Here is a 14,874-nt window from a genome sequence, read left to right on the forward strand (position 1 = left end):
ACGCTCCACGCTTCCTCTCCACGCTCGGTCACCCTCACGCAGTTGCGCTTCGCTTCATTCGCCGTGATCAACTCATGGCGAGACTTTCACTCGCAGGAGTGCGCCCATGCTGGGCGCACAAAGAAAACGCCGCCGCCCGGTTTGTCCGGGCGGCGGCGTTTTTACGTGGCCGGCACCGGGGGCGCCGTGCCGATTCCGTTACTTCTTGCGCTGCGGCGGCAGGTCCGTGCAGACGCCTTCGTACAGCTCGGCGGCCATGCCGACCGATTCGCCGAGCGTCGGATGCGGATGGATCGTCTTGCCGATGTCTTCCGCGTCCGCGCCCATCTCGACGGCGAGGCACACTTCGCTGATCAGGTCGCCCGCGTTCAGGCCGACGATGCCGCCGCCGATCACGCGATGGGTTTCCTCGTCGAAGATCAGCTTCGTGAAGCCTTCGTCGCGGCCGTTCGCGATCGCGCGGCCCGATGCGGCCCACGGGAACACGGCCTTGCCGTACTTGATGCCCTCGGCCTTGCACTGGTCTTCCGTCTTGCCGGCCCACGCCACTTCCGGATCGGTGTAGGCGACCGACGGGATCTGCAGCGCGTCGAAGTACGCTTTCTCGCCGTGCGCGGCTTCCGCGGCGACGTGGCCTTCATGGACGGCCTTGTGCGCGAGCATCGGCTGGCCGACGACGTCACCGATCGCGAAGATGTGCGGCACGTTCGTGCGCATCTGCTTGTCGACCTCGATGAAGCCGCGGTCGGTGACCGCGACGCCGGCCTTGTCGGCACCGATCTTCTTGCCGTTCGGGCTGCGGCCCACCGCGACGAGCACGAGGTCGTAGCGCTGCGCTTCCGCCGGCGCCTTTTCGCCCTCGAACTTCACGTAGATGCCGTCTTCCTTCGCTTCCGCGCCGACCGTCTTGGTCTTCAGCATCACGTTGCCGAAGCGCTTCGCGTTGTACTTTTCCCAGACCTTCACGAGATCGCGGTCGGCGCCCATCATCAGGCCGTCCATCATTTCGACGACGTCGATCTCGGCGCCGAGCGTCGAGTAGACCGTTGCCATTTCGAGGCCGATGATGCCACCGCCGATCACGAGCATACGCTTGGGCAGTTGGCGCAGTTCGAGCGCGCCGGTCGAATCGACGACGCGCGGGTCTTCCGGCATGAACGGCAGCTTCACCGCTTGCGAGCCCGCGGCGATGATTGCTTGCTTGAACTTGACGACCTTCTTGCCGTTGTCGCCCTGCACTTCCATGTGGAACGGGTCGACGAACGCGCCGACGCCGGTGACCACTTCGACCTTGCGTGCCTTGGCCATGCCGGCGAGGCCCGTCGTCAGCTTCTTGACGACGCCGCCCTTGAAGTCGCGCAGCTTGTCGAGGTCGACCTGCGGCTTGCCGAACGTGATGCCGTGCGACGCGAGCGCCGCGGCTTCCTCGACGACGAGCGACGTATGCAGCAGCGCCTTCGACGGGATGCAGCCGACGTTCAGGCACACGCCGCCGAGCGTCGAGTAGCGTTCGACGAGCACCGTCTTCATGCCGAGATCGGCTGCGCGGAACGCGGCCGAGTAGCCGCCGGGGCCGGCACCGAGCACGAGCATGTCGCATTCGATGTCGGCGGCGCCGCTGTAGCTGCCGGCTTGCGGCGCGGGCGCCGGAGCGGCTGCGGCCGGAGCCGGTGCAGCCGCTGCGGGCTTCGGCGCTTCGGGCGCTTTCGCGGGTGCGGCTGCGCCTGCCGATGCTTCGACGATGGCGATGACGGTGCCTTGCGAGACTTTCTCGCCGGCCTTGACCTTGACTTCCTTGACGGTGCCGGCGACGTCGCTGGGCACTTCCATGGAGGCTTTATCGGATTCGAGCGTGATGAGCGTTTGCTCTTTTTCGATCACGTCGCCGGGTTTCACGTTGACTTCGATGACATCGACGCCGCTGAAATCGCCGATATCCGGAACCTTGACTTCGATGAGACTCATGACTGTCCCCTTCTTGATTGGCTGCAGAGAGAGAGGGAGGGACTGGCGGAAAGACGGAACCTGACTACATGCGGCCTGGCAAGAGAACGCGACGTTGGGCAGGACCACCTTTGCCGTCCGCCCAAGGACGCGCCTTTCTTTTGGTTACTTTTCTTTGGAAGACAAAGAAAAGTGACCGCCGCCCCGCGCAGGGGCGACGCCAGCAGACCGTTGGCAAAACAGGTTCAACGACAAGGGCATGAAGAATCGACACAAAACCACGCCCCCGCGAGCCCCTCATCTCATCAAAGAATGATGCGACGGAAATCCCCGAGCAACGCCCCGAGATACGCATTGAACCGCGCGGCTTCCGCACCGTCGATGACGCGATGGTCATACGACAGCGACAGCGGCAGCATGAGCCGCGGCACGAACTGCTTGCCGTCCCACACCGGCTTCATCTGGCCGCGCGACAACCCGAGGATCGCCACTTCCGGCGCGTTGATGATCGGCGTGAAGTTCGTCCCGCCGATCCCGCCGAGCGACGAGATCGAGAAGCAGCCGCCCTGCATCTGGTCCGGCTTCAGCTTGCCTTCGCGCGCGGCCTTCGACAGGTCGCTCATTTCCTTCGCGATGTCGACGAGGCCCTTCTTGTCCGCATCGCGGATCACCGGCACGACGAGGCCGTTCGGCGTATCGGCCGCGAAACCGATGTGGAAGTACTGCTTGAACACGAGGTTGTCGCCGTCGAGGCTTGCGTTGAAGGTCGGGAATTTCTTCAGCGCGGCGACGACCGCCTTGATCACGAACGCGAGCATCGTGAACTTCACGCCCGCCTTTTCGTGTTCCTTGTTCAGCTGGACGCGCAGCGCTTCGAGCTCGGTGATGTCCGCTTCGTCGTTGTTCGTGACGTGCGGGATCATCACCCAGTTGCGATGCAGGTTCGCGCCCGAGATCTTCTTGATGCGCGACAGCGGCTTCGCCTCGAACGGGCCGAACTTCGAGAAATCGACCTTCGGCCACGGCAGCAGGTTCAGCTCGCCGCCGCCTGCCGGCGCGGCTGCCGCGGCCGGCGCCGCGCGCTGGCCCGTCATCACGCCCTTCACGAAACCCGTGACGTCTTCCTTCGTGATGCGGCCCTTCGGACCCGAACCCTGCACGCGCGACACGTCGACGCCGAGTTCACGCGCGAACTTGCGGACCGACGGCGATGCGTGGCTCGCGCGGTATTCGCCCGACGGCGCGGCGGCCGGTGCGGCGGCAGCCGGTGCCGGCGCAGCCTTCGCGGGCGCGGATGCCGGTGCGGCGGCAGCGGGCGCCGCAGCAGCCGCGGCCGGAGCCGGTGCGCTCGCCTGCGGTGCCGCGGCAGCCGGTGCGCCGGCGGCTTCGAGCAGCACGATCAGCGTGCCTTCCGACACCGAATCGCCCACTTTCACCTTGATGTCCTTCACGACGCCGGCAGCCGGGCTCGGCACGTCCATCGTCGCCTTGTCCGACTCGAGCGTGACGAGCGACTGCTCCTTCTCGACCGTGTCGCCGACCTTCACGCCGATCTCGATCACCGGCACGTCCTTGTAGTCGCCGATATCCGGCACCTTCACTTCGAGCGTGCCGCCGGACGCGGCCGGTGCAGCCGGTGCAGCCGGTGCGGCAGCGGGCGCCGCGGCCGGGGCCGGCGCTGCCGCAGGAGCAGGCGCCGCGGCCGGCGCAGCCGCGCCGTTAGCCTGGGCGGCCGCGCCGCCTTCGAGCAGGACGATCAGCGAGCCTTCCGACACGGAATCGCCGACCTTGACCTTGATTTCCTTCACGACGCCGCCCACCGGGCTCGGCACGTCCATCGTCGCCTTGTCCGACTCGAGCGTGACGAGCGACTGCTCCGGCTCGACCGTATCGCCGACCTTCACGCCGATCTCGATGACCGGCACGTCCTTGTAATCGCCGATATCCGGCACCTTCACTTCGATCGCTTGACTCATCTGTTTCTGTCTCCATGGCCGCGCGCGCCCCTCCCGGAAGCGGCGCGCGGCATCACACGGGCGTGTGCGTTAAACGGTCATCGGGTTGGGCTTGGACGGATCGAGGTTGTACTTGGCGATCGCGTCCGCGACCACCTTGCGCTCGATCGTGCCTTCGTCGGCCAGCGCGTTGAGCGCGGCGACGGTGACCCAGTGACGGTCGACTTCGAAGAAGTGACGCAGCTTCTCGCGGGTGTCCGAACGACCGAAGCCGTCGGTGCCCAGCACGACGAAGCGACGATCGATCTGGCCGCGGATCTGGTCGACCAGCGCACGGACGTAGTCGGTCGATGCGATGACCGGGCCCTGCGTGTCCTTCAGGCACTTCTGCACGTGCGACAGGCGACGCTCTTCGGTCGGATGGAGCAGGTTCCAGCGTTCGACGTCGTGGCCTTCGCGCGCGAGCTCGGTGAAGCTCGGCACGCTCCACAGGTCGGCGGCGACGCCCCAGTCGTTCTTCAGCAGGTCGGCAGCGGCGATCACTTCGTTGAAGATCGTGCCCGCGCCGAGCAGCTGCACGCGCGGCGCCTTCTTGTCTGCGTCGGCCTTCTTGAACGCGTACATACCCTTGATGATGTCGGCCGCCACGTGCTCGCCCTGCGGAATCGCCGGGTGCTCGTAGTTCTCGTTCATCACCGTGATGTAGTAGTACACATCTTCCTGGTCCTGCACCATGCGGCGCAGGCCGTCCTGGATGATCACCGCGAGTTCGTAGCCGAACGTCGGGTCGTAGCTCACGCAGTTCGGCACCGATGCCGCCCACAGCAGCGAATGACCGTCTTCGTGTTGCAGGCCTTCGCCGTTCAGCGTCGTACGGCCCGCCGTGCCGCCCAGCAGGAAACCGCGCGAACGCATGTCGCCCGCGGCCCACGCGAGGTCGCCGATCCGCTGGAAGCCGAACATCGAATAGAAGATGTAGAACGGCACCATGATCTCGCCGTGCGTGGAATACGACGTCGCCGCCGCGATCCAGTCGCACATGCCGCCCGCTTCGTTGATGCCTTCCTGCAGGATCTGGCCGGTCTGCGATTCCTTGTAGAACATCAGCTGGTCGGAATCTTCCGGCACGTACTTCTGGCCTTCCTGGTTCCAGATACCGATCTGGCGGAACAGGCCTTCCATGCCGAACGTGCGCGACTCGTCCGGGACGATCGGCACGACGCGCTTGCCGAGCGCCTTGTCCTTCAGCAGGATGTTCAGGATCCGCACGAACGCCATCGTCGTCGAGATCTCGCGGCCTTCGCCCGTGCCCTTCAACAACGGCTCGAACGCGTCGAGCGCCGGCACCGGCAGCGACGTCGCCTTCTCGCGGCGGTGCGGCAGGTAGCCGCCGAGGTCCATGCGCTTCTGGCGCATGTATTCGAGCTCCTTCGAGCCTTCCTCGAACTTCAGGTACGGCACGTCGGCGATCTGCTCGTCGGTGATCGGCAGGCGGAACTGGTCGCGGAACTTCTTCAGTTGCTCGACCGGCAGCTTCTTCTGCTGGTGCGTGATGTTCATCGCCTGGCCCGACTCGCCCATCCCGTAGCCCTTGATGGTCTTCGCGAGGATGACGGTCGGCGCGCCCTTCGTGTTCGTGGCTTCGTGGAACGCCGCGTAGATCTTGTGCGGATCGTGGCCGCCGCGGTTCAGCGCCCAGATGTCGTCGTCCGACCAGTCGGCGACGAGCGCCTTCAGTTCAGGCGTGTTGAAGAAGTGCTCGCGCACGTACGCGCCCGACTCCGACTTGTACGTCTGGTATTCGCCGTCGACGCACTCCATCATCCGGCGCATCAGCGCGCCCGTCTTGTCGCGCGCGAACAGCGCATCCCAGCGGCTGCCCCAGATGACCTTGATCACGTTCCAGCCGGCGCCGCGGAATTCCGATTCCAGTTCCTGGATGATCTTGCCGTTGCCGCGCACCGGACCGTCGAGACGCTGCAGGTTGCAGTTGATCACGAACACGAGGTTGTCGAGCTTCTCGCGGCTCGCCATGCCGATCGCGCCGAGCGATTCCGGTTCGTCCGTCTCGCCGTCGCCGAGGAACGCCCAGACCTTGCGGCCTTCCGTCTTCGCGATGCCGCGCGATTCCAGGTACTTCATGAAGCGCGCCTGGTAGATCGCCATGATCGGGCCGAGACCCATCGACACGGTCGGGAACTGCCAGAAGTCCGGCATCAGCCACGGGTGCGGATACGACGAGATGCCCTTGCCGTCGACTTCCTGGCGGAAGTTGTCGAGCTGCTCTTCCGACAGGCGGCCGAGCAGGAATGCGCGCGAGTACACGCCCGGCGACGAGTGGCCCTGCACGAACACGAGATCGCCGCCGTGCTGGTCGGACGCCGCGTGCCAGAAGTGGTTGTAGCCGACGTCATAGAGCGTCGCGGCCGACGCGAACGACGCGATGTGGCCGCCGACGTTCGTGTCCTTGCCTGCCCGCAGCACCATCGCCAGCGCGTTCCAGCGCGTGTACGAACGGATGCGGTGCTCGATGTCCTGGTCGCCCGGAATCTTCGCCTGGGCTTCGAGCGGAATCGTGTTGATGTACGGGGTATTGGCGGAGAACGGCAGGTGCTCGCCGTGCATGCGGGCGAATTCGATCTGCTTTTCGATCAGGTAATGCGCACGGCCGGTGCCCACGGAGGAGATCACGCCATCGAGCGACTCGAGCCACTCGACGGTTTCTTGCGGGTCGTCGTCACGTTCGGCGGCGACATATTTCATCACTTCGTTCGGTACAGCGGACATTCTCGTCTCCTGGGTCCTGGAATGTGAGGATCGCTCTCGTGCAGACGACGCGACGCGACCGGCTGCGGGCAAGCTCCGACGGATTGTAATGAGCGTGGACAGGCCTGCGCAACAAAATTTTCGAATTATGAGATCTTTTCTCGCCATGCGAAATATTGCTGCGCTGCACCCATATTTCGGGGCTCCGCGGCCCGTCTCGTCGGAACAAAACCGTTTCCGTTCAACATATCCGGTATCGGTTTTCCATGTATTGCGCTGCGCTACAATCCTGCCATGTTGACCGATCGGCTTTTCGCACGCTCGGCGCGACCGCCGGGCCCGCCGGCGGAGTCGCAGCCGTCCCGTTGGCACCACGGACCGTGGTGGTCCAACTCCTATTTGCTGACGCCGCTGCTGTCGATTCTGGTGTTCCTCGTCGTGATGAGCCTCATCCTGTGGAGCCTCAACCGGCGCGAACAGCAACAGCAGGAAGACACCCTGTTTCGCAACGTCGCGTGGGCCCAGCAGCAGATCCGCCTGTCGATGACGGGCGCGCAGGAACAACTGCAGGCGCTGTCGCGCGACCTCGCATCCGGCCGCCTCGACCAGAACGCGTTCCAGATGGCCGTTGCGGACGTGATGCAGACGCATCCGGAAATCCTCTACCTGAACTGGTACACGGCGCCGGGCGTGCAGCGCTGGCCGACCGTGCATCCGCCGCTGCTCGGCCAGCGGCTCGCGAAGCCCGGCGACGCGCAGATGCAGGACGCCGTGCGCGGTGCGTACGACGAGGCGCGCAACACACGCCGCCAGGCCTATTCGCCGCTGATCTACGACGACTTCGGCAACGGCTTCATCACGTTGCAGACGCCGGTGATGCGCGGCGACCGCGAATATCTCGGCTCGATCGCCGCGGTGTTCTCGGTCGAGGGCATCCTGAAGCACGACATCCCGCAGGAACTGTCGTCGAAGTACAAGATCTCGATCACCGACTCGAACAACCGCGAACTGTCGTCCACGTCGACGCGCCCGCGCCTGCCGCGCGACTCGCACTACGATCTCCCGCTCGACCCGCCCGGCCAGGGGCTGACGGTGCGCGTGTACGCGTTCCCGCAGCTCACGAACCTGACCAACAACACGCTCGTGTGGCTGGTCGCCGGCCTGTCGTGCTTCGTGCTGTGGAGCCTCTGGAGCCTGTGGAAGCACACGCGCCAGCGCTTCGAGGCGCAGCAGGCGCTGTACGCGGAAGCATTCTTCCGCCGCGCGATGGAGAACTCGGTGCTGATCGGCATGCGCGTGCTCGACATGCACGGCCGCATCACGCACGTGAACCCGGCGTTCTGCCGGATGACGGGCTGGGACGAAACGGATCTCGTCGGCAAGGTTGCGCCGTTCCCGTACTGGCCGCGCGACGCCTACCCGGAAATGCAGCGCCAACTCGACATGACGCTGCGCGGCAAGGCGCCGAGTTCGGGCTTCGAGCTGCGCGTGCGCCGCAAGAACGGCACGCTGTTCCATGCGCGCCTGTACGTGTCGCCGCTGATCGACAGTTCGGGCCGCCAGACCGGCTGGATGTCGTCGATGACCGACATCACCGAGCCGAAGCGCGCGCGGGAAGAGTTGGCGGCCGCGCACGAACGCTTCACGACGGTGCTCGAAAGCCTCGACGCCGCGGTGTCGGTGCTCGCCGCCGACGAAGCCGAGCTGCTGTTCGCGAACCGCTACTACCGCCACCTGTTCGGCATTCGCCCGGACGGCCACCTCGAATTGTCCGGCGGCGGCTTCGACCGCGCGCAGGCATCGTCCGACTCGATCGACATGGTCGACGCGTTCGCGGGCCTGCCGGCCTCCGCGCTGACCAGCAGCACGGCCGATGCGCAGGAGGTGTACGTCGAGAGCATCCAGAAGTGGTTCGAAGTGCGTCGCCAGTACATCCAGTGGGTGGACGGCCACCTCGCGCAGATGCAGATCGCGACCGACATCACGACCCGCAAGAAGGCACAGGAACTCGCGCACCAGCAGGAAGAAAAGCTGCAGTTCACGAGCCGATTGATGACGATGGGTGAAATGGCGTCGTCGATTGCTCACGAATTGAATCAGCCGCTCGCCGCGATCAACAACTACTGCTCGGGCACGCTCGCGCTCGTGAAGAGCGGCCGCGGCACGCCCGAGACGCTGCAGCCCGCGCTGGAAAAGACCGCGCAGCAGGCGCTGCGCGCGGGGATGATCGTCAAGCGGATCCGCGAATTCGTGAAGCGCAGCGAGCCGAAGCGCCAGCCGGCGCGGGTCGCGGACATCGTCGCCGACGCGGTCGGGCTCGCCGAAATCGAGGCCAGAAAGCGCAGGATCCGGATCGTCACGGAAATCCTCGCAAGAATGCCTATTATTTATGTCGACCCCGTGCTGATCGAACAGGTGCTGATGAACCTGATGAAGAACGCAGCCGAGGCGATGGCCGACGTGAAGCCGGCGTCGGCGGACGGCGTGATCCGCGTCGTCGCCGACATCGATGCGGGCTTCGTCGACATCCGCGTGATCGACCAGGGCCCGGGCGTCGACGAAGCGACGGCCGAGCGCCTGTTCGAACCGTTTTACAGCACCAAGTCCGACGGCATGGGCATGGGGCTGAACATCTGCCGTTCGATCATCGAATCGCATCGGGGGCGTCTGTGGGTGGTCAACAACGTCGAGCCGGATGGCCGCATTTCCGGCGCGACGTTCCACTGCAGCCTGCCCATTGGGGAACCCGCTGATCTCGGCCAAGGGGGGCGCGAGGCATCGGCATCACATACCGTTACGGGAGAACTATGAATAGCCCTGTCACCACCACTCAGGAAACCGTCTTCGTCGTCGACGACGACGAGGCCGTACGGGACTCGCTGCGCTGGCTGCTGGAGGCGAACGGCTATCGCGTTCAATGCTTCTCGAGCGCCGAGCAGTTCCTCGATGCGTACCAGCCGGCGCAGCAGGCCGGCCAGATCGCGTGCCTGATCCTCGACGTGCGGATGTCGGGCATGAGCGGCCTCGAATTGCAGGAACGCCTGATCGCCGACAACGCCGCGCTGCCGATCATCTTCGTCACCGGTCACGGCGACGTGCCGATGGCCGTGTCGACGATGAAAAAGGGAGCGATGGACTTTATCGAGAAACCGTTCGACGAAGCCGAGCTGCGCAAGCTCGTCGAGCGGATGCTCGACAAGGCCCGAAGCGAAAGCAAGAGCGTCCAGGAACAGCGTGCCGCGAGCGAACGCCTGTCGAAGCTGACCGCGCGCGAGCAGCAGGTGCTCGAGCGGATCATCGCGGGCCGCCTGAACAAGCAGATCGCCGACGACCTCGGCATCAGCATCAAGACGGTCGAGGCGCACCGCGCGAACATCATGGAAAAGCTCAACGTCAACACGGTGGCCGACCTGCTGCGCCTCGCGCTGTCGAAGAAACAGGCCTGAGCGCGTTTTCCGGCGGCACGCCCCACCGCGGCCGCCCGGCCCGCAATCGGTGTTCGCCGCCCCGCGCGATGCGGCCCACTCGCGCGGCGGCGGCCGTTCCTCCCGACGCACGCGCGCCGCGGCCATGACGCCTCCCGTTGATTCGCTGTCGGACGGCAGCAGGCGAACGGTATAATTACGTGCTTTGCTACGGCGCTTCGGGCGCCGTACGCCCGCATTCCAACTTCCCGGCAGGACCCACCACCATGACAGCCCTCCTCATCGACGGCAACGCCCTTTCGAAGACCCTGCGCGGTCAGGCCGCCGAACGCGCCGCCGCGCTGACCGCCCGCGGCCACCAGCCCGGTCTCGCGGTGATCCTCGTCGGCGCCAACCCGGCGAGCGAAGTCTACGTGCGCAACAAGATCAAGGCATGCGAGGACAACGGCTTCTTCTCGCTGAAGGATGCGTACCCGGCCACGCTGTCGGAAGCCGACCTGCTCGCGCGCATCGACGAACTGAACCGCGATCCGAAGATCCACGGCATCCTGGTCCAGTTGCCGCTGCCCGCGCATATCGACAGCCACAAGGTGATCGAGGCGATCGCGCCGGAGAAGGACGTCGACGGCTTTCACGTCGCGAACGCCGGTGCGCTGATGACCGGCAAGCCGCTGTTCCGCCCGTGCACGCCGTACGGCGTGATGAAGATGTTCGAAGCGCACGGCATTGCGCTGCAAGGCGCGAACGCGGTCGTGATCGGCCGCTCGAACATCGTCGGCAAGCCGATGGCGATGATGCTGCTCGACGCCGGCGCGACCGTGACGATCTGCCACAGCAAGACGCGCGACCTCGCCGCGCATACGCGCCAGGCCGACATCGTGGTCGCCGCGGTCGGCAAGCGCAATATCCTGACCGCCGACATGGTGAAGCCGGGCGCGACGGTGATCGACGTCGGCATGAACCGCGACGACGCGGGCAAGCTGTGCGGCGACGTCGATTTCGCGGGCGTGAAGGAAGTCGCCGGCTACATCACGCCGGTGCCGGGCGGCGTCGGCCCGATGACCATCACGATGCTGCTGATCAACACGATCGAATCCGCCGAACGCGCCGCTGCCGCCGCAGCCTGACGCTCCACTCGCTCAGCCGGCGCGCGATTGCGTGCGCCGGCGCCTCGCCAGCCGCAGTCGCGCGGCTGCATCGCGCCAGCCGGCACGTCCGACGCCGCGCATCCGACCCTGCGTCAATCGCGTCGTTAGAAACTAACGATTGGAAAGCGCGCGATGCGCCCCAATAATGTCGGTATCGGGCGCGCTCGCGCCCAGCCGCCGTTACCCTTTTCATCCCGGTTCATCCGGCAACAGACAGGGAGTCTTATGTCCGCCAGCGCCAACACCAATCCGCTCCTCGACTTCTCCGGCCTGCCCCGTTTCGGCGAGATCCGCCCGGAGCACGTGACGCCCGCGCTCGACACGCTGCTCGACGCCGCCAGCCGCGCGGTCGAAGCGGCGAGCGCGAGCGACACGCCGTCGACCTGGGCCGCCGTCGTCGAGACGGTCGAGCAGGCCACGGAGCCGCTCGGCCGTGCGTGGGGCATCGTCGGCCACCTGAACGCGGTCGCCGACACGCCCGAACTGCGGGCTGCCTACGGTGAAAACCTGCCGCGCGTGACCGAGTTCTGGTCGAGCGTCGGCCAGAATCTCGCGCTGTACGAAAAGTACAAGGCGATCGCCGCGAGCGCCGAATACGCGACGCTGTCCGCCGAGCGCAAGAAGATCCTCGACAATGCGCTGCGCGACTTCCGCCTGTCGGGCGCCGAGCTGCCCGAGGACCAGAAGCCGCGCTTCGCGGAACTGCAGGAACAGCAGGCCGCGCTGTCGAAGGCGTTCTCCGATCACGTGCTCGACGCGACCAACGCGTACGCATATTTCGCGAAGGACGAAGCCGAGCTGGCCGGCCTGCCCGGCGACGCGATCGAGGCCGCCCGCGAAGCCGCGCAGAAGGACGGCAAGGAAGGCTGGAAATTCACACTGCATTTCCCGTCGTATTTCCCGGTGCTGCAGTACGCCGACGACCGCGCGCTGCGCGAGACGCTCTACCGCGCCTATGCGACCCGCGCGTCGGAACTCGGGCCGCAGTACGGCGACGGCAAGGCCGAATGGGACAACACGGCGATCGTCGCCGACGCGCTGAAGCTGCGCCGCGAAGAGGCGCAGATGCTCGGCTATCGCAACTTCGCCGAAGTCTCGCTCGCGCCGAAGATGGCCGAATCACCGCAGCAGGTGATCGCGTTCCTCGAGGATCTCGCGACGCGCGCACGCCCGCACGCGGAGAAAGACTGGGACGAGCTGCGCACGTTCGCCGCGAAGGAACTCGGCCTCGCCGAACTCGCGCCGTGGGACGTCGCGTACGCGGCCGAAAAGCTCCGCCAGCAGCGCTATGCGTTCTCGGAAAACGAGGTCAAGCAGTACTTCCCGGAACCCGCCGCGCTGAAGGGCCTGTTCACCGTCACCGAAACGCTGTTCGGCGTGCGTATCAAGCCGGACGACGCGCCGGTATGGCACAAGGACGTGCGCTTCTTCCGCGTCGAGAATCGCGACGGCTCGCTCGTCGCACAGTTCTATCTCGACCTGTACGCGCGCGAAGGCAAGCGCGGCGGCGCGTGGATGGACGACGCCCGTTCGCGCGCGAAGCGCGGCAGCGACGTGCAGACGCCGGTCGCGTACCTGACCTGCAACTTCTCCGCGCCGGTCGGCGGCAAGCCCGCGTGCTTCACGCACGACGAGGTCATCACGCTGTTCCATGAATTCGGCCACGGGCTGCATCACATGCTGACGCGCGTCGACGAACTCGGCGTGTCGGGCATCAACGGCGTCGAGTGGGATGCGGTCGAACTGCCGTCGCAGTTCATGGAAAACTTCTGCTGGGAATGGGACGTGCTGTCGTCGATGTCGTCGCACGTCGATACGGGCGCCGCGCTGCCGCGCGAGCTGTTCGACAAGATGATCGCCGCGAAGAACTTCCAGAGCGGGCTCGGCACGCTGCGCCAGATCGTGTTCTCGATGTTCGACATGCTGCTGCACGTCGACTTCGATCCGGCCGGCGCCACCGGCGTGACCGCGTTCGCGCGCGAGATCAACGAGCGCTACCACGTGATCCCGCAGGCCGCGTTCTCGCGCTGGCCCAACACGTTCAGCCACATCTTCGCGGGCGGCTACGCGGCCGGCTACTACAGCTACAAGTGGGCCGAAGTGCTGTCGGCCGATGCGTACGCGGCGTTCGAGGAAGCGGCCGCCGCCAGCGGCAGCGTGCTCGACGCGGCAACCGGCACGCGCTATCGCCGCGAAATCCTCGAGGTCGGCGGCAGCCGTCCGGCGATGGAGTCGTTCAAGGCGTTCCGCGGCCGCGAGCCGCAGATCGACGCGCTGCTGCGCCACAACGGGATGGCCGCGCCCGCGCACTGAGCGCGCCGCCCGGCCACGCCGGCAGCATCGACGGGCACCGCTTCGGCGGTGCCTTTTTTCATGGCGCGGGCGCTTCGTCCCCGGCGTCGGCCGCGTTGTCTGGCTCGCTCGTGCTGCCCGCTTGGCCGGGAACCTCCACGTGGTCGGCTTCGTCGTCGAACAGCAGGAATTGCCCGTGGCGCTCGGCCGTGTCCTCGTCGATACGCACGCCGACGCCGAGCAGCCGCACCGGCTGCGCGCGCCGCAACAGCCCCTTCGCGAGCAGCGTGACGGCCGTCTCGGCATTCGTCGCGTCGGCCACGCACTCGACCGTCGTGCGCTGGAAATCGGCGAAGCGAATCTTCACGTACAGCTTGCGGATCGAACGCGCGGCGCCCGCGCGCTCGATCCGCGCGTCGAGTTGCACGACGAGGCGGCGAATTTCGTCCGCGCATTGCTCGAGCGTCGTCAGGTCGGTCACGTAGGTCGTCTCGACGCTGACCGACTTGCGCTCCTGATCGGCCTGCACCGGCCGCTCGTCGATCCCGCGCGACAGTTCGTACAGCCGCCGCCCGAACGCGCCGAACTCGCGGTGCAGGTCGATCAGCGGCCAGTCGCGCAACTGCGCGCAAGTCTGGATGCCGAGCCGATCGAGCCGCGTGGCCGTCACCTTGCCGACGCCGTGCAGCTTGCGCACCGGCAACGCCGCGACGAACGCGTCGATCTCGTGCGGCCGCACGACGAACAGTCCGTCGGGCTTGTTCCAGTCGGATGCGATCTTCGCGATGAACTTGTTCGGCGCGACGCCCGCCGATACGGTCACGCCGACCGTGTCGCGCACGCGCTCGCGGATCTCGCGCGCAATCAGCGTCGCACTGCCCTGGCAACGTTCCGACCCGCTGACGTCGAGGTACGCCTCGTCGAGCGACAGCGGCTCGACGTCCGGCGTGTAGTCTCGATAGATCGCCATGATCTGCCGCGATGCCGCACGGTACTTGTCCATGGCGGACGGCAGGATCAGCAGGTCCGGACACTTGCGCATCGCCAGCGCCGACGACATCGCCGAATGCACGCCGTAGCGCCGCGCCTCGTAGTTGCAGGTCGCGATCACACCGCGCTGGTCGGGCCGGCCGCCGACCGCGAGCGGCCGGTTGCGCAGCGACGGGTCGTCGCGCATCTCGACCGACGCGTAGAAGCAGTCGCAATCGCAGTGAATGATCTTGCGCGCGCGCGGCAGCGCGTCGCCCGGCGGCGGCGCGTGCGGATCGGCTGGCGAAATGATGGTCGGGCTCACGGTGCCGATACTGTACAAAAACACAGTGCCGGTTTCAACTGCCGCGTACG

General features: G+C 66.2%; 8 protein-coding genes. 4 read left to right on the forward strand and 4 right to left on the reverse strand.

Translation table 11 applies throughout. The features are described 5' to 3' along the window. Positions 1–198 precede the first annotated feature (198 nt). The 3 genes from lpdA to aceE form a co-directional block, all read right to left on the reverse strand. Positions 199–1,965: a dihydrolipoyl dehydrogenase gene (lpdA, locus tag WS95_RS22080; RefSeq protein ID WP_034207760.1), complete on the reverse strand. Its 1,767-nt coding sequence runs from the start codon at positions 1,963–1,965 to the stop codon at positions 199–201. A 284-nt stretch (positions 1,966–2,249) separates the two neighbouring features. After that, positions 2,250–3,920 carry a dihydrolipoyllysine-residue acetyltransferase gene (gene aceF / locus WS95_RS22085; RefSeq protein WP_059825979.1) on the reverse strand — a complete coding sequence of 557 codons (1,671 nt, stop codon included), beginning with the start codon at positions 3,918–3,920 and terminating at the stop codon, positions 2,250–2,252. Positions 3,921–3,989: 69 nt separating this feature from the next. Further along, positions 3,990–6,686: a pyruvate dehydrogenase (acetyl-transferring), homodimeric type gene (gene aceE, locus WS95_RS22090; RefSeq protein WP_059505745.1), complete on the reverse strand. Its 2,697-nt coding sequence runs from the start codon at positions 6,684–6,686 to the stop codon at positions 3,990–3,992. A 273-nt stretch (positions 6,687–6,959) separates the two neighbouring features. Here aceE and fixL point away from each other — a divergent pair, with 273 nt between their 5' ends. The 4 genes from fixL to WS95_RS22110 all read left to right on the forward strand — a co-directional run bounded on the left by fixL (position 6,960) and on the right by WS95_RS22110 (position 13,551). Continuing rightward, entirely contained in the window at positions 6,960–9,476 is a 2,517-nt protein-coding gene (gene fixL, locus WS95_RS22095) for an oxygen sensor histidine kinase FixL (protein WP_059825986.1), read from the forward strand. Continuing rightward, the gene (gene fixJ / locus WS95_RS22100) at positions 9,473–10,111 is read left to right on the forward strand and encodes an oxygen response regulator transcription factor FixJ (RefSeq protein ID WP_006493245.1); all 639 of its coding nucleotides are present in this window, start codon (positions 9,473–9,475) and stop codon (positions 10,109–10,111) included. Before fixL ends, fixJ begins: the two co-directional genes overlap by 4 nt. Before the next feature lie 245 nt (positions 10,112–10,356). After that, on the forward strand, positions 10,357–11,217 hold the full coding sequence (gene folD / locus WS95_RS22105; RefSeq protein ID WP_034207764.1) for a bifunctional methylenetetrahydrofolate dehydrogenase/methenyltetrahydrofolate cyclohydrolase FolD: 861 nt from the start codon (positions 10,357–10,359) through the stop codon (positions 11,215–11,217). A gap of 246 nt (positions 11,218–11,463) precedes the next feature. After that, positions 11,464–13,551, forward strand: coding sequence for a M3 family metallopeptidase (locus WS95_RS22110; protein ID WP_059825993.1), 2,088 nt, complete (start codon positions 11,464–11,466; stop codon positions 13,549–13,551). A 58-nt stretch (positions 13,552–13,609) separates the two neighbouring features. Here WS95_RS22110 and dinB read toward each other — a convergent pair whose 3' ends face one another. Further along, a complete protein-coding gene (gene dinB / locus WS95_RS22115) occupies positions 13,610–14,848 on the reverse strand; it encodes a DNA polymerase IV (protein WP_080747791.1) in 1,239 nt (412 codons plus the stop codon). Positions 14,849–14,874 lie beyond the last annotated feature (26 nt).

The organism is Burkholderia sp. MSMB1826, from assembly GCF_001526325.1.
In the GTDB taxonomy this organism is placed as follows: Bacteria; Pseudomonadota; Gammaproteobacteria; order Burkholderiales; family Burkholderiaceae; genus Burkholderia.

Excerpts from the sequence above, each read along its gene's own strand:
- lpdA (WP_034207760.1), bottom strand. The coding sequence starts at position 1,965 with ATGAGTCTCATCGAAGTCAAGGTTCCGGATATCGGCGATTTCAGCGGC.
- WS95_RS22110 (WP_059825993.1), top strand. The coding sequence starts at position 11,464 with ATGTCCGCCAGCGCCAACACCAATCCGCTCCTCGACTTCTCCGGCCTG.
- fixJ (WP_006493245.1), top strand. The coding sequence starts at position 9,473 with ATGAATAGCCCTGTCACCACCACTCAGGAAACCGTCTTCGTCGTCGAC.
- aceE (WP_059505745.1), bottom strand. The coding sequence starts at position 6,686 with ATGTCCGCTGTACCGAACGAAGTGATGAAATATGTCGCCGCCGAACGT.
- aceF (WP_059825979.1), bottom strand. The coding sequence starts at position 3,920 with ATGAGTCAAGCGATCGAAGTGAAGGTGCCGGATATCGGCGATTACAAG.
- folD (WP_034207764.1), top strand. The coding sequence starts at position 10,357 with ATGACAGCCCTCCTCATCGACGGCAACGCCCTTTCGAAGACCCTGCGC.
- fixL (WP_059825986.1), top strand. The coding sequence starts at position 6,960 with ATGTTGACCGATCGGCTTTTCGCACGCTCGGCGCGACCGCCGGGCCCG.